Here is a 20,278-nt window from a genome sequence, read left to right as displayed (position 1 = left end):
GCGCAGCCCTCGCCCTCGGCGCAGCCCTCGCCCACGACGCAGCCCACGACGCAGCCCTCGACCTCGACGCAGCCCTCGACCTCGGCGCAGCCCTCGCCCACGACGCAGCCCACGACGCAGCCCTCAACCTCGGCGCAGCCCTCGACCCCGACCTCGACCGGGCTGGGGGCGTCGGCGGCATACGGCGTCTCGCCCCAGCCCGCGCGGACCCTGGTCGTCGTCGGCGACCTCCCGGAGCCCGACCAGTTCGAGCGGGCAGTCCAGTGGGCCACGGCCAGGGGGTGGCCGGTGCTGGCTGAACCGTTCGGCACCCACCCCCGAGGCGACGTCCTGCCGCACGGTCCGCTGGTCCTGTCCGATGCGTCATGGCTGGACGAGCACGCCCCCGCCCGGGTGATCGCGGTCGGACGACTGACCCTCTCGCGCCCGGTGGCAGCGCTCCTGCGGCGGCCCGGGGTCAGGGTCGAGGCCGTGGGCGCGCACGCCTGGATCGTGTCGCGCCCGCAGGTCCACACCGTCCACCCGGCCGCGGTCCTCGACGCGCCGGTGGGTCCAGAGGACGCCGTGGGCGCAGACGGCGACGGCGACTGGGCGCAGGTCTGGCGTGCCGCGGGCGAGCGGGTGGGCCGTGCCATGGCGCAGGAGTCACCGCCCTGGCCCAGCGGCGCGGCCGTGGCTGGCGCGGTGCTGGCAGGGGTGCCGGCCGGCGCCACGCTCTTCCTCGGCTCGTCGAACTCGGCCCGTGACGTCGACCTCGCGAGTCCTCGGTCCGAGCGGCTGCGGGTGGTGGCCAGCCGTGGCCTGGCGGGCATCGACGGCTGCGTGTCGACCGCGACCGGACTGGCCCTGGCGGACTCGACCCCGACCTACGCGCTGATGGGTGACCTGACCTTCCTCCACGACTCCAACGGGCTGCTCGTCGGGCCCCTGGAGCGGCGTCCCGACCTCACGGTCGTCGTGACCAACGACGACGGGGGTGGGATCTTCACGCTCCTCGAGCCGGGCGAGCCGCAGCGGGCGGCCGACTTCGAGCGGCTCTTCGGCACGCCGACCGGCACCGACCTGGGCGCGCTGTGCGCGGCCCACCACGTCCGGCACCAGCTGGTCGCGACCCGTGACGAGCTCGTGGCCGCCCTCGCGGAGCGGCCTTCCGGCCTGGCCGTCCTCGAGGTGCCGGTCGACCGCGGCACCCACCGAGGTCTCCACGCCCACCTGCGCGAGCGCGCCGCAGCCGCCCTCCGGTCCTGACCCTGCCGCGACCCGGAGTCTTTGAGCGATCCGACGGGTCCTGGTCCGCCGGATCGCTCAAAGACTCCGGGCTGGGGTGGTGCCTCAGGGGTGGCGGCGCAGCGGCATACCGCGGGCGAGGAGGTCCTCGCGCAGGTGGTCGGGACCGGTGAAGTGCACCGCGTCCAGACCGGTCTCGGCGGCGGCCACGACGTTGGCGGGGCTGTCGTCGATGAAGATGCAGTCGTCGAGCCCCGCGCGGTGGCTGACCCGCTCCTCGAGCACCTCGAAGATCTCGGGGTCGGGTTTGGCCACGCCCTCCTCGCCGGAGACGATGATGTCCTCGAAGAGGTCGAGGAAGTCGAACCGGTCGAGGGCCACCGGGAAGAGGTCGGCTGACCAGTTGGTCAGGGCGAACAGCGGCACCTCGGCCTCGTGYAGCTCCCGCAGGATCTCGACGCTCCCCGCGATCTCGCCGACGAGCGAGGTGCCGAAGTGCTCGCGGTAGGCGACGATCTCCTCGGCGTAGTGCGGGTGCGACTCGAGGGCGACTCGCTCGGCCTCGTCGAGACCGCGGCCGGCGTCGTTGGCGCGGTTCCACGCGGCGAAGTCGAAGTCGGGGTCCGCCACGAAGGCCCGTGCCCGTTCTGGACCGACCGCGACGGCGACGGCTTCGACCGGGTCCCAGGTGATGAGGACGTTCCCGAGGTCGAAGACCACCGCGTCAGCGGGACGCGGCCCAGGGCTCCCGGACACGCGTCAACCAGCCGTCAGGGCGTCGCGCATCGGCACGAGCTTCGCGTCGGACTCGGCGACCTCCGAGTCGGGGTCCGACCCGGCGACGATCCCGCACCCGGCGAACAGTCGCATCGCAGACGGGTCGGAGGGCTCGAAAGCCCCGCACCGCAACGCGATTCCCCACTCGCCGTCTCCGCTGGCGTCCATCCAGCCCACCGGCCCGGCATAGCGCCCACGGTCCATGTCCTCCAGCTCGCTGATCAGCTCGTCGGCCACGGCGGACGGAGTCCCGCACACGGCGGCGCTGGGGTGGAGCGAGGCGGCGAGCCCGAGCGACGTGGTCCGGTCGGCCAGCACCCCGGCGACGTCGGTGGCCAGGTGCATGACGTTGGACAGGTGCAGCACGAACGGCGCCTCGGGGACGTTGGTCGACGAGCAGTGCGGGCGGAGGGCGTCGGCCACCGAACRCACGGCGTACTCGTGCTCCTCGAGGTCCTTGCTCGACCGCGCGAGCGAGGCGGCCAGCGCGAGGTCGTGCTCGTCGTCGCCGGTGCGTCGGATGGTGCCGGCCAGGACGCGGGAGGTGACCAGGCCCTTCTCGAGCCGCACCAGCATCTCGGGGGTCGCGCCCACGAGGCCGTCGACGGCGAAGACCCACGTGGTGTCGTAGCGCTCGGCGAGCCGGGCGAGCAGCCAGCGCGGGTCGATCGGCGCCTCGGCGCTGACCTGCAGGTCACGGGCGAGCACCACCTTGTCGAGGCTGCCACCGGTGATCCGCTCGACCGCGCGCCCGACCGCCCCCGCCCACTCGGCCGGCGCGAGCGCTCCGTCGGCGAAGCGCACGCCTGCGGGCTCGCGCGGCTCGGACTGCTGGGGCACCACGGGCGTGGGCAGCTCCGCGCCGGTGCCGATGGTGGTCACCCACCACTGGCCGTCCCGCGACCCGACCACCACCTCCGGTACGACGAGGGTCGCCCCGGCAGGGGAGTCCGCGGCATACGAGATCGAGCCGAAGGCGACCGGCCCGGTCCCGGGGAGGTTGACGTCGTTGCGCACCACGGCGCGGTCGACGACGTCGCGCCACCACTCCTCGGCCCGCTCGAAGCGGTCGGGTCCGTGGGCGGTGAACTCCAGCGCCCGTCCCCACCCGACCAGGCCCTCACCACGGCGCACCCAGCTGAACAGCTCCGTGGGGTCGGCGCGGTCCGGCAGCAGGCCCAGCAGCGTGCCGGGGTCGTGCAGGGCCACGGTGCGGGCGACCACGGGCGAACCCTGCGGTCGGCCCGCCTGTTGGGGCGTGGGGAGGCTGGTCATGTCGGGGGAAAGCCTACGGCGCGACCCCCGGGCAGCCGCGGGAGGTGGCCGCGGGGTCGGATGGGAGGATGACGCCATGACCCGCGCCAGCCTCGACAAGGACCCCCGTGACGTCGCCGCGATGTTCGACGACGTGGCCGGGAAGTACGACCTGACGAACGACGTCCTGTCGCTGGGCCAGGACCGCCTCTGGCGGCGGGCTGTCCTCAAGGCGGTCGACGCGCAACGCGGCGAGACCGTGCTCGACATCGCCGCCGGCACCGGCACGAGCAGCGAGCCGTTCGCCGCCCACGGCGTCAACGTGGTGCCGGCCGACTTCTCGCTCGGGATGCTCCGGGTCGGCAACCGTCGTCGTCCCGACCTGGGGTTCACGGCGGCCGACGCGATGCGCTTGCCCTTCGCGGACAACAGCTTCGACGCCGTGACCATGTCGTTCGGCCTGCGCAACGTCGCGAGCGTCGAGCAGGCGCTCGGCGAGTTCCTCCGCGTCACCCGGCCGGGTGGACGGCTCGTGGTGTGCGAGTTCAGCCAGCCGGTCAACGGCGCCTTCCGCAAGGTCTACTCCGAGTACCTCATGCGCTCGCTGCCCCCGATCGCGCGCAAGGTCAGCAGCAACCCCGAGTCGTACGTCTACCTCGCCGAGTCGATCCAGGCGTGGCCGGCGCAGCGTGAGCTGGGGGAGCGGATCGCCGCCGCCGGGTGGGGTGAGGTGGGCTGGCGCAACCTGACGGGTGGCATCGTGGCCCTGCACCGGGCGACCAAACCCTGAGTCGTGTGGGCCAGCACGCGCCCGGCCGCGGGCTGGCACCCACGACCCGTCGCTGGGGTAAGGCTCGCCTTACTGGTGACCCGGCGGCCGGTCGGGAATAGACTCCCCCGAGGTAGTTCGTGAAGACGTTCACAAGCGTGTGAGGCAGGCGTGACAGACACCATCAGCGAGGCCACCGGAGCCCCCGGCGCCGGCGCACCCACGGAGACCGCCGACGTGATCGTCGTCGGTGCCGGTCCTGCGGGGTCGGCCACCGCGGCGTACCTCGCCATGGCGGGGCTGGACGTCATGGTCCTCGAGAAGACGGCCTTCCCCCGCGAGAAGGTCTGCGGCGACGGGCTCACCCCGCGCGCGGTCAAGGAGCTCATCACCCTCGGCATCCCCACGCCCGAGGAGGACGGCTGGATCAAGAACCACGGTCTGCGGATCATCGGCGGTGGCATGCGGCTGTCCCTGCCGTGGCCCGACCTCGCGAGCTTCCCGCCGTACGGCCTGGTGCGCACCCGCCAGGACTTCGACGACATCCTGGCCAAGCACGCGGTGAAGCACGGCGCGCGCCTGCGCGAGTCCACCAACGTGACCGGCCCGATCCTCGACGCCAAGGGCTCGATCGTCGGCGTCACCGCCAAGGCGGTGGACGACAAGGGCCGTTCGACCGGCCCCGAGCTCCGGTATGCCGCGCCGCTGGTCGTCGCCGCGGACGGCAACTCCTCGAGGCTGTCGCTGTCGATGGGCCGCGAGAAGCGTGAGGACCGCCCGATGGGCGTGGCCGTGCGCACCTACTACACGAGCCCCCGCCACGACGACGACTACCTCGAGTCCTGGCTCGAGCTGTGGTCCACCGACGACAACGGCAAGAAGGTCCTCCTGCCCGGTTACGGCTGGATCTTCGGTGTCGGCGACGGCACCTCCAACGTCGGCCTCGGCATCCTCAACACCTCCAGCGCCTTCGGCAAGACCGACTACAAGGACGTCATGCGTCGCTGGGTCGCGACGATGCCCGAGGACTGGACCTACAACGAGGAGACGATGGTCGGCCCGATCCGCGGGGCCGCCCTGCCGATGGGCTTCAACCGGCAGCCGCACTACGACAACGGCCTCCTCCTCGTCGGTGACGCGGGCGGCATGGTCAACCCGTTCAACGGCGAAGGCATCGCCTACGCCATGGAGTCCGGGCGCCTCGCCGCCGAGGTGATCGCGCAGGCGTTCGCCCGCGGCACCGACGCGCAGCGCGAGCGGGTCCTGCAGTCCTACCCGAAGGTCATGGCCGACGCCCTCGGTGGCTACTACACCTTGGGGCGCTACTTCGCGAAGATGATCGGCAACCCCGAGGTCATGCGGCTGGCGACCAAGTACGGCCTGCCAAGGACCACCTTGATGAAGTTCCTCCTGAAGGTGATGGCCAACCTCGCCGAGCCCCACGGTGGCGACGCGTCGGACCGCCTCATCACCGCGCTGTCGAAGATGGCGCCGGACGCATGACCCGGCGTGCATTCTGTGGCGGCGCCCCTAGGATTGGGCCGCACCGCCAGCATGTGACCGGCGACACACCTCACAACCGCAGCGACGACAGAAAGGGAGTGGCACGGCGATGAGCAACCCCTACGTCCCGTTGCTTTTCCTCTTGGCCATCGGTGGCGGGTTCGCCGTCTTCTCGGTCGGCGCCGCAGCGGTCTCCGGCCCCAAGCGCTACAACCGCGCCAAGCTCGACGCCTACGAGTGCGGCATCGAGCCCACGCCGCAGGCTGCGGGCGGTGGTCGCGTGCCGATCAAGTACTACCTGACCGCCATGCTCTTCATCATCTTCGACATCGAGTCGGTGTTCCTCTATCCCTTCGCGGTGGCCTTCAACCAGCTCGGCCTGTTCGCGCTCGTGGAGATGGTGCTGTTCATCCTGACCGTGTTCGTGGCCTACGCCTACGTGTGGCGCCGCGGCGGCCTCGAGTGGGACTGACGAGGGACTAGGAACCAAATGGGAATCGAAGAGAAGCTGCCTGCGGGCTTCCTGCTGACCACGGTCGAGCAGGTCGCCGGCTACATGCGCAAGAGCTCGGTCTGGCCGGCGACGTTCGGCCTCGCCTGCTGTGCCATCGAGATGATGGCCGTCGGCACGCCCGACTACGACATCGCCCGGTTCGGGATGGAGCGGTTCTCCGCGACCCCGCGCCAGGCCGACCTCATGATCGTGGCCGGTCGGGTCAGCCAGAAGATGGCGCCGGTCGTCCGTCAGGTGTACGACCAGATGCCCGAGCCCAAGTGGGTCATCTCGATGGGTGTCTGCGCCAGCTCCGGCGGCATGTTCAACAACTACGCGATCGTCCAGGGGGTCGACCACATCATCCCGGTCGACGTCTACCTGCCCGGCTGTCCGCCCCGTCCCGAGATGCTGCTCAACGCGATCATCACGCTGCACGAGCAGATCCAGAACTCCAAGCTGGGCGTCAACCGCGTCGCCGCCGCGCGCGCTGCCGAGGCCGCCGCCCTGGCCGCCACGCCCACGCACCAGATGACCGGACTGCTCGCCCAGGGTGCCGGCAGCGGCCACACCCACGCGCACGGCCACCTCCACGGCACCGATGTGGCCCACGGTGGTGTGGCATGAGCGAAGCGACCAACGGGGCAGCCGAAGCGAGCAACGGCGCAGCCGAAGCGACCAACGGGGCAGCCGACGAGACCAAGGACGCACCCGCCGAGGACCCGAAGAAGGCCACGGCCAACAGCAACATCGACGGCACCAAGACCGACGACGCCGCTGCCGACAAGGGCGACGGCCCCGAGCAGCCGGCACCGGTGGCCGCTGCGTCGACCGTCGGCGTGCAGCCCGGTGAGGTCGTCGACCGCGACACCGACGACCGGCTCCCAGCCGCCCCCGGCACCGCCCCCGACCCGGTGGTCGTGGGGGAGCGGCACGGCATGTTCGGCGCCGCCGACACCGGTGACACATCGGGTTATGGCGGCATCGTCAGCCCGATCCTGTTCCCCGGCGCGGCAGTCCGCCCCTACGGCGGTTACTTCGACGAGGTCGCCGACCAGCTCGAGCGCGGGCTCGTCGGCGGCTCCGCCTCCTACGCCGAGGCCGTCGAGCGCGTGGTGGTCGACCGTGGCGAGATGACGCTCTTCGTGCGTCGCGAGCACCTGCCCGCCGTGGCGCGGGCGCTGCGTGACAACCCGGCGCTGCGCTTCGAGATGTGCACCGGTGTCTCCGGCGTCCACTACCCGCACGAGGCCGGCCGCGAGCTCCATGCGGTCTACCACTTCCTGTCGATCACCCACGGCGGCCGTCGGGTCCGGGTCGAGGTCACCGCACCCGACTCCGACTCGCACATCCCGTCGATCGTCGAGATCTACCCGGCGAACGACTGGCACGAGCGCGAGACGTGGGACATGTTCGGCATCGAGTTCGACGGCCACCCGTCGCTCACCCGCATCCTCATGCCCGACGACTGGCCGGGCCACCCGCAGCGGAAGGACTACCCGCTCGGCGGCATCCCCGTCGAGTACAAGGGCGCCACCGTCCCACCGCCGGACCAGCGGAGGTCTTACAGCTGATGACGACCAACTCGACCACCACGGACATCTACGCCACGTCGGGCGCCGACTCGTCGGCCGCCGAGGGCGCCCACGTCTTCAACGCCACCGGCGGCGACTGGGACCAGCTCGTCGACGAGGCCGCCGCCCTCCACGAGGAGCGGATCGTCGTCAACATGGGTCCGCAGCACCCGTCGACGCACGGCGTGCTGCGACTGATCCTCGAGCTCGACGGCGAGACGGTGACCGAGACCCGCGCGGGCATCGGCTACCTCCACACCGGCATCGAGAAGAACATGGAGTTCCGCACCTGGACCCAGGGCGTGACCTTCTGCACGCGGATGGACTACCTCACGCCGTTCTTCAACGAGGCCGCCTTCTGCCTCTCGGTCGAGAAGCTGCTCGGCATCACCGACCAGATCCCCGAGCGCGCGAGCACGATCCGCGTGCTGATGATGGAGCTCAACCGGATCACCTCCCACCTCGTCGCCCTCGCGACCGGTGGCATGGAGATGGGCGCGACCACCGTCATGACGGTCGGCTTCCGTGAGCGCGAGCGCATCCTGGCGATCTTCGAGATGGTCACCGGCCTGCGCATGAACAACGCCTTCATCCGCCCCGGTGGTGTCGCCCAGGACCTGCCGCCCGGTGCGATCGACAAGGTCCGCGACACGATTCCGTTGGTGCGCAAGGGACTCGGCGAGCTCGAGCTCCTCCTCAACGAGAACCCCATCCTCAAGGGACGCACCGTCGACGTCGGCTACCTCGACCTGTCGGGCTGCATGGCGCTGGGCATCACCGGCCCCATGCTGCGCTCGACCGGCCTGCCCCACGACCTGCGCAAGCTCGACCCGTACTGCGGCTACGAGACCTACGACTTCGACGTCATCACCCGCACCGAGTCCGACGCCTACGCCCGCCTGCGCATCCGCATCGACGAGATGTACGAGTCGCTGAAGATCGCCGAGCAGTGCATCGACCGCCTGCAGGCCAACCCCGGCCCGGTCATGGTCGAGGACAAGAAGATCGCGTGGCCGGCGCAGCTCGCCATCGGTGGCGACGGCATGGGCAACAGCCTCGACCACATCCGCGAGATCATGGGCACCTCGATGGAGTCGCTGATCCACCACTTCAAGCTGGTCACCGAAGGCTTCCGGGTGCCTCCGGGCCAGGCGTATGCCGCGGTGGAGAGCCCCAAGGGCGAGCTCGGCTGCCACGCGGTGTCCGACGGCGGCACGCGCCCCTACCGCGCGCACTTCCGCGACCCGTCGTTCAACAACCTGCAGGCCACGGCCGTGATGTGCGAAGGCAGCCAGATCGCCGACGTCATCGTCGCGGTGGCTTCCATCGACCCTGTGATGGGGGGAGTCGACCGGTGAGCGGCGACAACTACGGAATTCAAACCGCGGCAGGGCACCTGACCGTCGCTGCGGAGTCCAAGGAGCCGTATGCCGCGGACGTCCTGGCGTCGTTGCACGAGGACGCCGCGCAGGTCGTCGCGAGGTACCCGCAGAAGCGGTCCGCGCTGCTGCCGCTGCTGCACCTCGTGCAGTCGGTGGACGGCTACGTCACCGGTCGCGGCATCGACTTCTGCGCCGAGGTCCTCGACCTGACGACCGCCGAGGTCTCCGGGGTCGCGACGTTCTACACGCAGTACAAGCGCCACCCCAACGGTGAGTACACCGTCGGCGTCTGCACCAACACGCTCTGCGCCATCATGGGCGGCGACCAGATCTGGGACGAGGTCTCCGAGCACCTGGGCATCGGCCACGACGAGACCACTCCTGACGGCAAGGTGACGCTCGAGCGCGTCGAGTGCAACGCCGCCTGCGACTTCGCCCCCGTCGTGATGGCCAACTGGGAGTTCTTCGACAACCAGACGCCCGACTCGACCAAGCAGCTCGTCGACGACCTGCGGGCGGGCAAGGACGTCCGTCCCAGCCGGGGCCCGTCGAAGGTGTGCACCTTCAAGCAGGTCTCGCGCGTGCTGGCCGGTTTCCACGACGGCCTGGCCGACGAGGGTGTCGGTGCCGGTCACGCGAGCCTGGAGGGCCTGCGCCTGGCCAACGACCGCGGGTGGACCGCCCCCGACGGCAAGGCCGGTGAGAAGGCCACGGCCGACCAGCAGCCCACGGCGACGTCCGACGAGAAGGCGGCTGGGCGGCATACCTCCACCGACAGCGCGGCCAACGCGCCCGGTGAGGCGGTCGACGACAAGCCGGCGACCCTCTTCGACGAGAAGGACGGCAAATGAGCACCACGCTGACCCCGATCCTCACGAAGTTCTGGGACGACCCCCAGTCGTGGACGCTCGAGACGTACGAGCGCCACGAGGGCTACCAGGCGCTGAAGAAGGCCCTGGCGATGGCCCCCGCCGACCTCGTGCAGATGACCAAGGACTCCGGCCTGCGCGGTCGTGGTGGGGCAGGCTTCCCGACCGGCATGAAGTGGGGCTTCCTGCCCCCGCCGGACGGCGGCCCCCGCTACCTCGTCGTCAACGCCGACGAGTCCGAGCCGGGCACCTGCAAGGACATCCCGCTGATGATGGCGGCGCCGCAGTTCCTCATCGAGGGCTGCGTCATCACCTCTTTCGCGATCGGGTGCAACCACGCGTTCATCTACCTGCGTGGTGAGGTCGTGCACGTCTACCGCCGCCTGTTGCGGGCGGTGGAGGAGGCGTATGCCGCGGGCCACCTCGGCAAGAACATCCACGGCTCGGGCTTCGACCTCGACATCACCGTGCACGCCGGCGCCGGCGCCTACATCTGTGGCGAGGAGACCGCGCTGCTCGACAGCCTCGAGGGCCGCCGCGGCCAACCGCGCCTCAAGCCGCCGTTCCCCGCGGTCGCCGGGCTCTACGCCCGCCCGACCGTCGTGAACAACGTCGAGTCGATCGCCTCGGTCCCGCCGATCCTGCTGCACGGTGCCGACTGGTTCTCCGGCATGGGCACCGAGAAGTCGCAGGGCTTCGGCATCTTCAGCCTCTCGGGTCACGTCAAGCGGCCCGGCCAGTACGAAGCGCCGCTCGGCATCACGCTGCGCGAGCTCCTCGACATGGCTGGCGGCATGCGCGACCCCAACAAGAAGCTCAAGTTCTGGACCCCGGGTGGCTCGTCCACGCCGCTGTTCACCGACGCGCACCTCGACACCCCGCTCGACTTCGAGTCGGTCGCGGCCGCGGGCTCGATGCTCGGCACCCGGGCGCTGCAGATCTTCGACGAGACCACCTGTGTCGTGCGCGCCGTCGACCGCTGGACCGACTTCTACAAGCACGAGTCCTGCGGCAAGTGCACGCCGTGTCGCGAGGGCACCTGGTGGTTGAAGCAGATCCTCGGCCGGCTCGAGCACGGCCAGGGGTCCGAGGAGGACCTCGAGAAGCTCCTCGACATCTGTGACAACATCCTGGGCCGCAGCTTCTGCGCGCTCGGGGACGGTGCGACCAGCCCGATCACCAGCAGCATCCAGTACTTCCGACAGGAGTTCCTGGACCACCTGACCCATGGCGGCTGCCCGTTCGACGCCCGGGAGTCGACGCTCTTCCACAAGGATCGCGTGACCGCATGACTGTGACCCAGGCCAAGAACGACGCAGGCCAGAAGGACGCCCAGGCGCCCGTCGACCTGGTGACCCTCACCATCGACGGCGTGCCCGTGGCCGTCCCCAAGAACACGCTGGTGATCCGCGCCGCCGAAGAGGTCGGCGTGCAGATCCCGCGGTTCTGCGACCACCCGCTGCTCGAGCCGGTCGGCGCCTGCCGCCAGTGCCTCGTGGACATCGCGATGCCCGGCCCCGACGGGCAGCTGCGGCCGATGCCGAAGCCGCAGGCCTCCTGCACCATCACCGTCTCGGAGGGCATGGAGGTCAAGACGCAGGAGACCTCCAAGGTCGCCGACAAGGCGCAGCAGGGTGTGATGGAGCTGCTGCTCATCAACCACCCCCTCGACTGCCCCGTCTGCGACAAGGGTGGCGAGTGCCCCCTCCAGAACCAGGCCATGAGCAACGGTCGGGCCAAGTCGCGCTTCGAGGACATCAAGCGCACCTACCCCAAGCCGATCAACATCTCCTCGCAGGTGCTGCTCGACCGTGAGCGCTGCGTGCTGTGTGCCCGGTGCACCCGGTTCTCCGACCAGATCGCCGGTGACCCGTTCATCGCTCTGGTCGAGCGTGGCGCCCTCCAGCAGGTCGGCATCTACGAGCAGCAGCCGTTCGAGTCCTACTTCTCCGGCAACACCGTGCAGATCTGCCCGGTGGGCGCGCTCACCGGTGCGGCCTACCGCTTCCGCAGCCGCCCGTTCGACCTCAGGTCGACCCAGAGCGTCTGCGAGCACTGCGCGTCGGGCTGCTCGATCCGCACCGACCACCGCCGCGGCGCCGTGCTGCGGCGGATGGCCGTCAACGACCCGGTGGTCAACGAGGAGTGGAACTGCGACAAGGGCCGCTGGGCCTTCCAGTACGCCTCCACCGGTGACCGGTTCGAGTTCCCGATGGTGCGCGACGAGCAGGGCGAGCTCCAGGTCGCCTCGTGGCCCGAGGCCCTGGAGGTCGCGGCCCGCGGCCTCACGGCGGCCAAGGGCGTCGGCGTCCTCACCGGCGGGCGGGTGTCCGTCGAGGACGCCTACGCCTACGGCAAGTTCGCCCGTGCGGTGCTGGCCACCAACGACATCGACTTCCGCGCGCGCCCGCACTCCGCCGAGGAGGCCGACTTCCTGGCGGCTGCCGTGGTCGCCACCGGTCCTTCGGTCGACGGGGCACAGGGTGGCGCAGTCACCTATGCCGACCTCGAGAAGGCCGCGACCGTCGTCCTCGTGGGCTTCGAGCCCGAGGAGGAGAGCCCGATCGTCTTCCTGCGGCTGCGCAAGTCCGCGCGTCGCGGCAAGACGGCCGTGTATGCCGTGGCGCCCTTCGCGACGCGCGGCCTCACCAAGCTGAACGGCACACTCATCCCGTCCGCCCCCGGCACCGAGGCCGAGGTGCTCCGCGCCCTCGCCGACGGCGTCACGGGTGACGGTGCGGCCGCCAGGGCCGCGCAGGCGCTGGAGACCCCGGGGGCCATCGTGCTCGTGGGTGAGCGCCTCGCCACCGTGCCCGGCGCGCTGTCCGCAGCCGCTGCCCTCGCCGCGTCGGCCGGAGCCCGGGTCGCCTGGGTGCCGCGTCGCGCTGGTGAGCGGGGGGCCCTCGAGGCCGGCGCACTGTCGTCGATGCTGCCCGGCGGCCGTCCGGTCGCCGACGCTGCCGCGCGCCAGCAGGTCGCCGAGGCCTGGGATGTCGTGGGCCTGCCGGACGTGCCGGGCCGCGACGGTGCCGGCATCATCCGGGCGGCCACGACCGGGTCGGTCAACGCCCTGGTCGTCGGTGGCGTGGACGCCGCCGACCTCGCCGACCCTCGCGCCGAGGAGGCTCTCGCCAAGACCTTCGTCGTGTCGCTGGACTTCCGTCCCTCGTCGGTGACGGCGGTCGCCGACGTCGTGCTGCCGGTGGCCCCGCACGCCGAGAAGGGTGGCACCTTCGTCGACTGGGAGGGGCGTCCGCGCGCCTTCGAGGCGGCCCTCGACACGGCGGCGCTGTCCGACTACCGCGTCCTCGACATGCTGGCCAACGAGATGGGCGCCTTCCTCGGCACCCGCACGCTGGCCGAGATCCGTCGCGAGATGACCGCCCTCGGGCCGTGGGCCGGCGAGCGTCCTGCCGCCCCCGCGGTCCCCGTGGCCGAGCTCCCGAGTGCCGGTGACGGCCAGCTGGTGCTGGCCACCTGGCACCACCTGCTCGACCGGGGCTCGCTCCAGGACGGTGAGCCGTTCCTGGCCGGCACCGCGGCCAAGGCCCGCGCACGGGTGTCCGCCGCCACGGCCGAGGCCTTCGGCCTCGTCGACGGCGACACCGTCACGGTCGCGAACACCCGTGGCTCGGTGTCCGCCCGCGTGGCCGTCACCGAGGGCATGGTCGACCACGTCGTCTGGCTCCCGACCAACTCCGACGGCTCCACCGTCCGCGCCTCGCTGGGGGCGGTCTCCGGTGACGTCGTGACGGTCACGAAGGGAGGCGCCCAGTGAGCGCCCTGACGTATGCCGCGCAGGCCGTCACCGGCATACCGCACCTCGGTGCGGGGCTGGGGGCGCAGGCGCCGTTCGCCGACAACCCGAGCACGGACTTCACCGACACCCCGTGGTGGCTGCACCTCGTCAAGGCGCTGTTCGTCTTCGTCTTCCTGCTCGTCAACACGCTCATCGTGATCTGGTTCGAGCGTCGCGTCATCGGTCGGATGCAGCAGCGTCCCGGCCCCAACCGCACCGGCCCGTTCGGCCTCCTGCAGACCCTCGCCGACGGCATCAAGCTGGCGCTCAAGGAGGACCTCACGCCGAAGAACGCCGACAAGGTGGTCTTCGCGCTGGCGCCCGCCATCGCCGGTGCCATGGCGTTCGTGTCGTTCGCGATCATCCCGCTCGGGCCGACCGTCTCGATGTTCGGCCACCGGACGCCGTTGCAGCTCACCGACCTCCCCGTCGCCGTCCTGCTCGTGCTCGCGGTCGCCGGCGTCGGTGTCTACGGCATCGTCCTGGCCGGGTGGTCCTCGGGTTCGACCTACCCACTGCTCGGCGGGCTGCGCTCGACCGCCCAGGTGATCTCCTACGAGATCGCCATGGGTCTGTCGCTGGTCGCGGTGTTCCTCTACTCAGGGTCGATGTCGACCTCGCAGATCGTGGGCGCCCAGAAGGACCTCTGGTACGTCCTGCCGCTGATCCCGAGCTTCCTCGTCTACGTCGTGACCATGGTGGGCGAGACCAACCGCCTGCCCTTCGACCTCGCCGAGGGCGAGGGTGAGCTGACCGGTGGGTTCCACACGGAGTACTCCTCGTTGAAGTTCGCGATGTTCTTCCTCGGTGAGTACGTCAACATGTTCACCGTCTCGGCCCTGGCCACCACCATGTTCCTCGGTGGCTGGATGGCCCCTCCCGGGATCGCGCACATCAACGACGGCATGTTCAACCACGGCTGGTGGGGCCTGCTCTGGTTCGTCATCAAGCTCTGGCTGTTCATGTTCTTCTTCGTGTGGCTGCGTGGCTCGCTGCCGCGCGTCCGCTACGACCAGTTCATGCGCTTCGGCTGGAAGTTCCTCATTCCCGCCACGCTCACCTGGGTGGTCATCGCGGCGTTCATGAAGGCGAGCCAGCTCGGCTTCATCCAAGGACCCAAGATCACCGTCCGCGGACGCGACTACCCGGTCCTCAGCATCGTCTTCATCGTCGTGCTCGCCGCTGCCGTGTTGATCGGGACGTGGATGCGCGACACCCGCAAGAACGACAAGGCCGCGATCCGCAGCATGCCCCCGCCGGAGGAGATCGACCCGTTCGCCGGCGGCTACCCGGTGCCACCGCTGCCCGGCCAACGGCTCAAAGAGCCTTCCCTGGCGATCAGTGCCACCGACACCGCAACGGACAAGGAGCCCACTCGTGGCTGACGACCAGAAGAAGCCCGGCTTCTTCGCCGACCTGTTCGCTCCCGTCGGCGGGTTCGGCGTCACCTTCGCCACCATGTTCCGCAAGCTGGAGACCGAGGAGTACCCCGAGGAGAAGCGGCCCACCCAGCCGCGCTTCCACGGGCGGCACCAGCTCAACCGGCACCCCGACGGACTCGAGAAGTGCGTCGGCTGCGAGCTCTGCGCGTGGGCCTGCCCGGCCGACGCCATCCTCGTCGAGGGGGCGTCCAACGACGACTCCGAGGGCGGCACCGGCCGGTTCTCGCCCGGTGAGCGCTACGGCCGCGTCTACCAGATCAACTACCTGCGCTGCATCTTCTGCGGGCTGTGCATCGAGGCCTGCCCGACGCGCGCCCTCACGATGACGAACTTCTACGAGCTGGCCGACAACAACCGCGCCGACCTCATCTTCACCAAGGAGCAGCTGCTCGCGCCGCTGTCGGAGGGGATGCTGCCCGCGCCGCACCCGATGGTCGACGGCCTCGAGGAGCGTGACTACTACCAGGGCAAGGTGGCCCGGGCCACGCCCGAGCAGGAGGCCTGGGTGAAGGAGCACGACGCCCAGCCCGAGGACGGTCTGGCACCCAGTGGCGACCCCGTCGAAGGAGTGGACACCGTGACCACGCGACAGGCCGGCCGCGATACGACCGAGGCGGTGCGCCGATGACCGGCACGGGTGAGCAGGTCATGTTCTGGATCCTCGCGCCGATCAGCGTGCTCGGTGCGCTCGGCCTGATCTTCGCCAAGAAGGCGGTGCACGCCGCCCTGGGCATGGCCCTGGTGATGATCAACCTGGGGATCTTCTACATCGCGCAGGAAGCCGACTTCCTCGGCATCATCCAGATCTTCGTCTACACCGGCGCGGTCATGATGCTGTTCCTCTTCGTCCTCATGCTCGTCGGTGTCGACTCGTCCGACTCGCTGGTCGAGACGCTCAAGGGCCAGAAGTGGGCCAGCGCGCTGCTCGCCCTCGGCCTGGCCGCGCTGCTGTTCACCGCGATCGGCCGCGCTCAGTTCGGCCCGATGAAGGGGCTGAGCGGCGTCAACGCGAGCACCGGCAACGTCTCCGGAGTCGCCAACCTCATCTTCGGCAAGTACGTCTGGACCTTCGAGATCACCTCGGCGCTGCTCATCACCGCCGCGCTCGGCGCGATGGTGCTGGCGCACCGCGAGCGGATCGGCGTCCGGCCGAGCCAGCGCGCCTGGTCCGAGCGGCGGGTCCTCGAGAACCGCAACGTGGCCGGCCTGCCGGCCCCCGGTGTCTACGCCCGCAGCAACGCGGTCGACACCCCGGCCCTGCTGCCCGACGGCACCCCGAGCGAGCTGTCCGTCTCGCGGGTGCTCACCGCCCGTGAGCAGAACGTCGCGCCGAATCGCCACATCGAGTCCGAGCACGACATCGAGCACGAGATCGAGGAGGGGTCGCAGCGATGAACCTCGTCAACTACATCTACCTCGCGACCCTGCTGTTCGCGATCGGTGGGGCGACCGTCCTCATGCGCCGCAACGCCATCATCGTGTTCATGGGTGTCGAGCTGATGCTCAACGCGACCAACCTGATGTTCGTGACGTTCTCCCGGATGCGCGGCAACCTCGACGGCCAGGTGATCGCCCTGTTCGTCATGGTGGTCGCCGCGGCCGAGGTCGTCGTGGGACTGGCCATCATCATGGCCATCTTCCGTGCCCGCCGGTCGGCCTCGGTCGACGACGCCAACCTGCTGAAGCTGTAGAAGGAGCCACCAGGTGACTTCCCTCGCCCACCTCGCCACCGCCGCCACCACGTCGGGAACCGCGGCCACCGCGGCCACCGGCGTCACGGCATACGCGTGGCTGCTCGTGGCTCTGCCGCTGCTCGGTGCCGCCGTGCTGCTGCTCGGCGGACGCGCCACCGACAAGTGGGGGCCGCTGTTCGCCACCGCCATGTCGTGGGCCGCCTTCGTCGTCGGCTTCGTCGTCTGGATGGCCATGCTCGGCCGCGGCGGCGAGGACCGCGCCGCCCACCTGCACCTGTTCAACTGGGTGCCTGCCGGGTCGTTCAACCTCGACGCCGGGATGCTCGTCGACCAGCTGTCGGTGACGTTCGTGCTGCTGGTGACCTTCGTGGGGTCGCTCATCCACGTCTACTCGATCGGCTACATGGAGCACGACCCCGACAAGCGGCGGTTCTTCGCGTACCTCAACCTGTTCGTCGCGGCGATGCTCCTGCTGGTGCTGGCCGACTCCTACCTGCTGCTGTACGTCGGCTGGGAGGGGGTCGGTCTCGCGTCCTACCTGCTCATCGGGTTCTGGAACCACAACCCCGCCTACGCCACCGCCGCCAACAAGGCGTTCGTCGTCAACCGGGTCGGTGACTTCGGCCTGTCCGTCGGCATCATGATCATGTTCGCGGCGTTCGGCACGGTCACCTTCGCCGGCGTCCAGCAGGCTGCCGAGGGCGGTGCGGGCGAGGGTGTGCTGACCGCCATCGGCCTGATGCTCCTGCTCGGCGCCTGCGGCAAGTCGGCGCAGTTCCCGCTGCAGAGCTGGCTCGGCGACGCCATGGCCGGCCCGACCCCGGTGTCTGCGCTCATCCACGCGGCGACCATGGTCACCGCCGGCGTCTACCTCGTGGTGCGGAGCAGCTTCGTCTTCGACCACGCGCCCAACGCCCAGCTGTGCGTCGTCATCGTCGGTGCCATCACGCTGGTCTTCGGGGCGATCGTCGGCTGTGCCAAGGACGACATCAAGAAGGCGCTGGCCGCCTCGACGATGTCGCAGATCGGCTACATGATGCTCGCGGCCGGGCTCGGCCCGGTCGGCTACGCCTTCGCGATCTTCCACCTGCTGACCCACGGTTTCTTCAAGGCCGGGATGTTCCTCGGTGCCGGGTCGGTGATGCACGGCATGGACGACCAGGTCGACATGCGTCGCTTCGGTGGGCTGTCGGGTGCCATGAAGATCACCTGGATCACCTTCGGCCTGGGCTGGCTGGCGATCCTCGGCGTCCCGCCGTTCTCCGGCTTCTGGTCCAAGGACAAGATCATCGAGGCCGCCTTCATCGGTGAGGGCTGGCGCCCCTGGGTCTTCGGCGGTGCGGCGCTGATCGGCGCCGGCATCACGGCCTTCTACATGTCGCGCCTGTTCTTCATGACCTTCCACGGCAAGAAGCGCTGGACCGAGGACGTGCACCCGCACGAGTCACCGCGCACCATGACCATCCCGATGATGGTGCTGGCAGTCGGCTCCGGTCTGCTTGGCCTCGTGCTGTCCATCGGTGGCACCTTCACGCACTGGCTGGAGCCGGTCGTCGGTGGCCACGAGGAGGGCGAGACCCCGGTGCTGCCGGTGTGGCTGCTCATGACGCTGACGCTGCTGCTGGTCGYCGGCGGTGTCTTGCTCGCGTGGATGCGCTACTGGCGCGACGAGGTGCCGCAGGTGCAGCCCACGGGCTCGCTGGCCACCCGCGCCGCACGCCGTGACCTCTACCAGGACGACGTCAACGAGGGAGTCTTCATGCGGCCAGGTCTCCACCTGACCCGAGCACTGGTGTTCGCCGACAACCGTGGCGTCGACGGCGCGGTCGGCGGCCTCGCCGCCCTCGTCGGTGGCACGTCGAGCCGACTGCGTCGCCTCCAGAACGGCTTCGCCCGCTCGTACGCCCTGACGATGCTCGCCGGCGTCGTCGCGATCCTCGGTGCCATGTGGGTGATCCAGTGATGACGAACTTCCCCTGGCTGACCGTGATCGGGGTCATCCCGCTCGTCGGTGCCGCCGTCGTCGCGGGCCTGCCGGCCGGCCTGACCGACCGCGCCAAGCACGTCGCCCTCGGGTTCTCGCTGGTGACGCTCGTCTTCGGCATCGCCGCGGCCCTGCAGTTCGAGAACTCGTCCGGGCAGCAGTTCCAGCTCACCGAGCAGCACGAGTGGATCCCGCAGTTCGGGGTCTCCTACGCGCTGGGTGTCGACGGCATCGCGCTCGTCATGATCCTCATGGCCCTCGCGCTCACGCCGGTCTGCATCCTCGCCGCGTGGCGTGACGTCCCCGAGGGCGGCCCGCGCGAGAAGTACTACTTCGCGCTGATGCTCGTGCTGGTCACGTTCATGGTGGGCGTGTTCGCGGCCACCGACGTGTTCCTGTTCTACGTCTTCTTCGAGGCCATGCTCATCCCGGTCTACTTCCTGATCGGCTCCTTCGGCGGACCGCGCAGGCAGTATGCCGCGGTGAAGTTCCTGCTCTTCTCGCTCGCGGGTGGGCTGGTCATGCTCGTCGGCGTGATCGCGCTCTACCACTACGGCCCCGGCGGGAACGACGGCTTCCTCGTCGCCAAGCTGACCGGGCTCGACCTGGGTGCGACGCCCGAGCGGCTGATGTTCGTCGCGTTCTTCTTCGCCTTCGCGGTGAAGGCGCCGATGTGGCCCGTGCACACCTGGCTCCCCGACGCCGCCACCGAGGCGCGTCCGGCGACTGCGGTGCTGCTCGTCGGCGTGCTCGACAAGGTCGGCACCTACGGGATGATCCGGTTCTGCCTCCAGCTCTTCCCGGAGGCCTCGAAGTGGGCCACGCCGGTGGTGCTGGTGCTCGCCGTCATCTCGATCCTCTACGGCGCGCTGCTCGCCATCGGCCAGACCGACATCATGCGCCTGATCGCCTACACCTCGGTGAGCCACTTCGGCTTCATCGTGCTCGGCATCTTCGCCCTGACGAGGACCGGCGGTGCGGGCTCGACCCTCTACATGCTCAACCACGGCTTCTCGACAGCGGCGCTGTTCCTCATCGGGGCCATGCTCGTCGCGCGGCGGGGGAGCAAGCGCATCCCCGACTTCGGGGGCTGGCAACGGGTGACCCCCGGGCTGGCCGGCGTGTTCCTCGTGGCGGGTCTGTCAGGTCTGGCGCTGCCCGGACTCAGCTCGTTCATCTCCGAGATCATGGTCCTGGTGGGCACGTTCCAGCGCTACCCGGCGGCGGCGGTCATCGCCACGGCCGGCATCGTCCTGGCCGCCCTCTACATCCTGCTGATGTACAAGCGGATGATGACCGGGCCCAAGCCCGAGCTGACGACCCCGGTGCGCGACATCACGCGGCGCGAGAAGCTCGTCGTCGCCCCGCTGATCGCGGCGTTCCTGGTGCTCGGGTTCTACCCCAAGCCCGCCCTGGACATGCTCAACCCGGCCGTGGCCAAGACGTTGCAGTACGTCGGCGTCACCGACCCGGCCCCCACCTCCGCTGCTGACGGGAGCACGAAGTAATGC

The 20,278-nt window shown here is 70.1% G+C and carries 19 protein-coding genes; 16 read left to right on the top strand and 3 right to left on the bottom strand.

Features of this window, described 5'->3' with window-relative positions; translation table 11 throughout:
* The coding region (locus tag AC1DX8_RS18740) for a hypothetical protein (RefSeq protein ID WP_477631467.1) at window positions 1-272 on the bottom strand (272 nt) is incomplete at its 3' end.
* Between the two features lie 16 nt (window positions 273-288).
* Here AC1DX8_RS18740 and AC1DX8_RS18735 point away from each other — a divergent pair.
* Entirely contained in the window at window positions 289-1,248 is a 960-nt protein-coding gene (locus AC1DX8_RS18735) for a thiamine pyrophosphate-dependent enzyme (protein WP_477631466.1), read from the top strand.
* 84 nt (window positions 1,249-1,332) lie between these two features.
* Here the strand turns inward: AC1DX8_RS18735 and AC1DX8_RS18730 are convergent, their stop codons facing one another.
* Together AC1DX8_RS18730 and AC1DX8_RS18725 are read right to left on the bottom strand one after the other, a co-directional pair.
* Window positions 1,333-1,983, bottom strand: a complete 651-nt coding sequence (locus AC1DX8_RS18730) for an HAD family hydrolase (protein ID WP_477631465.1) — start codon at window positions 1,981-1,983, stop codon at window positions 1,333-1,335.
* Between the two features lie 3 nt (window positions 1,984-1,986).
* Complete coding sequence (locus tag AC1DX8_RS18725; RefSeq protein WP_477631464.1) at window positions 1,987-3,279, bottom strand: isochorismate synthase; 1,293 nt, start codon at window positions 3,277-3,279, stop codon at window positions 1,987-1,989.
* Window positions 3,280-3,355: 76 nt separating this feature from the next.
* On the opposite strand from AC1DX8_RS18725, the gene AC1DX8_RS18720 reads away from it, so the two are divergent.
* From AC1DX8_RS18720 to AC1DX8_RS18650, 15 genes are all read left to right on the top strand, one after another.
* Window positions 3,356-4,048, top strand: a complete 693-nt coding sequence (locus tag AC1DX8_RS18720; RefSeq protein ID WP_477631463.1) for a demethylmenaquinone methyltransferase — start codon at window positions 3,356-3,358, stop codon at window positions 4,046-4,048.
* Window positions 4,049-4,198: 150 nt separating this feature from the next.
* Entirely contained in the window at window positions 4,199-5,530 is a 1,332-nt protein-coding gene (locus AC1DX8_RS18715) for a geranylgeranyl reductase family protein (RefSeq protein WP_477631462.1), read from the top strand.
* A 109-nt stretch (window positions 5,531-5,639) separates the two neighbouring features.
* A complete protein-coding gene (locus AC1DX8_RS18710; RefSeq protein ID WP_056924312.1) occupies window positions 5,640-6,002 on the top strand; it encodes an NADH-quinone oxidoreductase subunit A in 363 nt (120 codons plus the stop codon).
* An 18-nt stretch (window positions 6,003-6,020) separates the two neighbouring features.
* Entirely contained in the window at window positions 6,021-6,650 is a 630-nt protein-coding gene (locus AC1DX8_RS18705; RefSeq protein ID WP_477631461.1) for a NuoB/complex I 20 kDa subunit family protein, read from the top strand.
* On the top strand, window positions 6,647-7,597 hold the full coding sequence (locus AC1DX8_RS18700; protein ID WP_477631460.1) for an NADH-quinone oxidoreductase subunit C: 951 nt from the start codon (window positions 6,647-6,649) through the stop codon (window positions 7,595-7,597). Before AC1DX8_RS18705 ends, AC1DX8_RS18700 begins: the two co-directional genes overlap by 4 nt.
* A complete protein-coding gene (locus AC1DX8_RS18695) occupies window positions 7,597-8,955 on the top strand; it encodes an NADH-quinone oxidoreductase subunit D (RefSeq protein ID WP_477631459.1) in 1,359 nt (452 codons plus the stop codon). Before AC1DX8_RS18700 ends, AC1DX8_RS18695 begins: the two co-directional genes overlap by 1 nt.
* A gap of 38 nt (window positions 8,956-8,993) precedes the next feature.
* Window positions 8,994-9,830 carry an NADH-quinone oxidoreductase subunit NuoE gene (nuoE, locus tag AC1DX8_RS18690; protein ID WP_477631469.1) on the top strand — a complete coding sequence of 279 codons (837 nt, stop codon included), beginning with the start codon at window positions 8,994-8,996 and terminating at the stop codon, window positions 9,828-9,830.
* On the top strand, window positions 9,827-11,140 hold the full coding sequence (gene nuoF, locus AC1DX8_RS18685; RefSeq protein WP_477631458.1) for an NADH-quinone oxidoreductase subunit NuoF: 1,314 nt from the start codon (window positions 9,827-9,829) through the stop codon (window positions 11,138-11,140). The genes nuoE and nuoF overlap by 4 nt, the downstream gene beginning before the upstream one ends.
* Window positions 11,137-13,626, top strand: a complete 2,490-nt coding sequence (locus AC1DX8_RS18680) for an NADH-quinone oxidoreductase subunit G (protein ID WP_477631457.1) — start codon at window positions 11,137-11,139, stop codon at window positions 13,624-13,626. Before nuoF ends, AC1DX8_RS18680 begins: the two co-directional genes overlap by 4 nt.
* A 35-nt stretch (window positions 13,627-13,661) precedes the next feature.
* Window positions 13,662-15,032: an NADH-quinone oxidoreductase subunit NuoH gene (nuoH, locus tag AC1DX8_RS18675; protein WP_477631468.1), complete on the top strand. Its 1,371-nt coding sequence runs from the start codon at window positions 13,662-13,664 to the stop codon at window positions 15,030-15,032.
* Complete coding sequence (gene nuoI, locus AC1DX8_RS18670) at window positions 15,025-15,717, top strand: NADH-quinone oxidoreductase subunit NuoI (protein ID WP_477631456.1); 693 nt, start codon at window positions 15,025-15,027, stop codon at window positions 15,715-15,717. Before nuoH ends, nuoI begins: the two co-directional genes overlap by 8 nt.
* Complete coding sequence (locus AC1DX8_RS18665; RefSeq protein WP_477631455.1) at window positions 15,714-16,484, top strand: NADH-quinone oxidoreductase subunit J; 771 nt, start codon at window positions 15,714-15,716, stop codon at window positions 16,482-16,484. Before nuoI ends, AC1DX8_RS18665 begins: the two co-directional genes overlap by 4 nt.
* Complete coding sequence (gene nuoK / locus AC1DX8_RS18660) at window positions 16,481-16,780, top strand: NADH-quinone oxidoreductase subunit NuoK (protein WP_477631454.1); 300 nt, start codon at window positions 16,481-16,483, stop codon at window positions 16,778-16,780. Before AC1DX8_RS18665 ends, nuoK begins: the two co-directional genes overlap by 4 nt.
* Before the next feature lie 13 nt (window positions 16,781-16,793).
* Window positions 16,794-18,746, top strand: coding sequence for an NADH-quinone oxidoreductase subunit L (gene nuoL / locus AC1DX8_RS18655; RefSeq protein WP_477631453.1), 1,953 nt, complete (start codon window positions 16,794-16,796; stop codon window positions 18,744-18,746).
* Complete coding sequence (locus AC1DX8_RS18650) at window positions 18,746-20,275, top strand: NADH-quinone oxidoreductase subunit M (RefSeq protein ID WP_477631452.1); 1,530 nt, start codon at window positions 18,746-18,748, stop codon at window positions 20,273-20,275. Before nuoL ends, AC1DX8_RS18650 begins: the two co-directional genes overlap by 1 nt.
* The last annotated feature ends 3 nt before the right edge of the window (window positions 20,276-20,278 follow it).

The sequence above is a fragment of the Pedococcus sp. P2_A3 genome (assembly GCF_056405035.1).
Note: the sequence above shows the minus strand (reverse complement) of the source record. Positions and strands in the feature narration are given on the sequence as shown.

Coding starts and splice junctions, on each gene's coding strand:
- AC1DX8_RS18720 (WP_477631463.1), top strand. CDS start 3,356: ATGACCCGCGCCAGCCTCGACAAGGACCCCCGTGACGTCGCCGCGATG.
- AC1DX8_RS18710 (WP_056924312.1), top strand. CDS start 5,640: ATGAGCAACCCCTACGTCCCGTTGCTTTTCCTCTTGGCCATCGGTGGC.
- AC1DX8_RS18705 (WP_477631461.1), top strand. CDS start 6,021: ATGGGAATCGAAGAGAAGCTGCCTGCGGGCTTCCTGCTGACCACGGTC.
- AC1DX8_RS18700 (WP_477631460.1), top strand. CDS start 6,647: ATGAGCGAAGCGACCAACGGGGCAGCCGAAGCGAGCAACGGCGCAGCC.
- AC1DX8_RS18695 (WP_477631459.1), top strand. CDS start 7,597: ATGACGACCAACTCGACCACCACGGACATCTACGCCACGTCGGGCGCC.
- nuoF (WP_477631458.1), top strand. CDS start 9,827: ATGAGCACCACGCTGACCCCGATCCTCACGAAGTTCTGGGACGACCCC.
- AC1DX8_RS18680 (WP_477631457.1), top strand. CDS start 11,137: ATGACTGTGACCCAGGCCAAGAACGACGCAGGCCAGAAGGACGCCCAG.
- AC1DX8_RS18665 (WP_477631455.1), top strand. CDS start 15,714: ATGACCGGCACGGGTGAGCAGGTCATGTTCTGGATCCTCGCGCCGATC.
- nuoK (WP_477631454.1), top strand. CDS start 16,481: ATGAACCTCGTCAACTACATCTACCTCGCGACCCTGCTGTTCGCGATC.
- AC1DX8_RS18650 (WP_477631452.1), top strand. CDS start 18,746: ATGACGAACTTCCCCTGGCTGACCGTGATCGGGGTCATCCCGCTCGTC.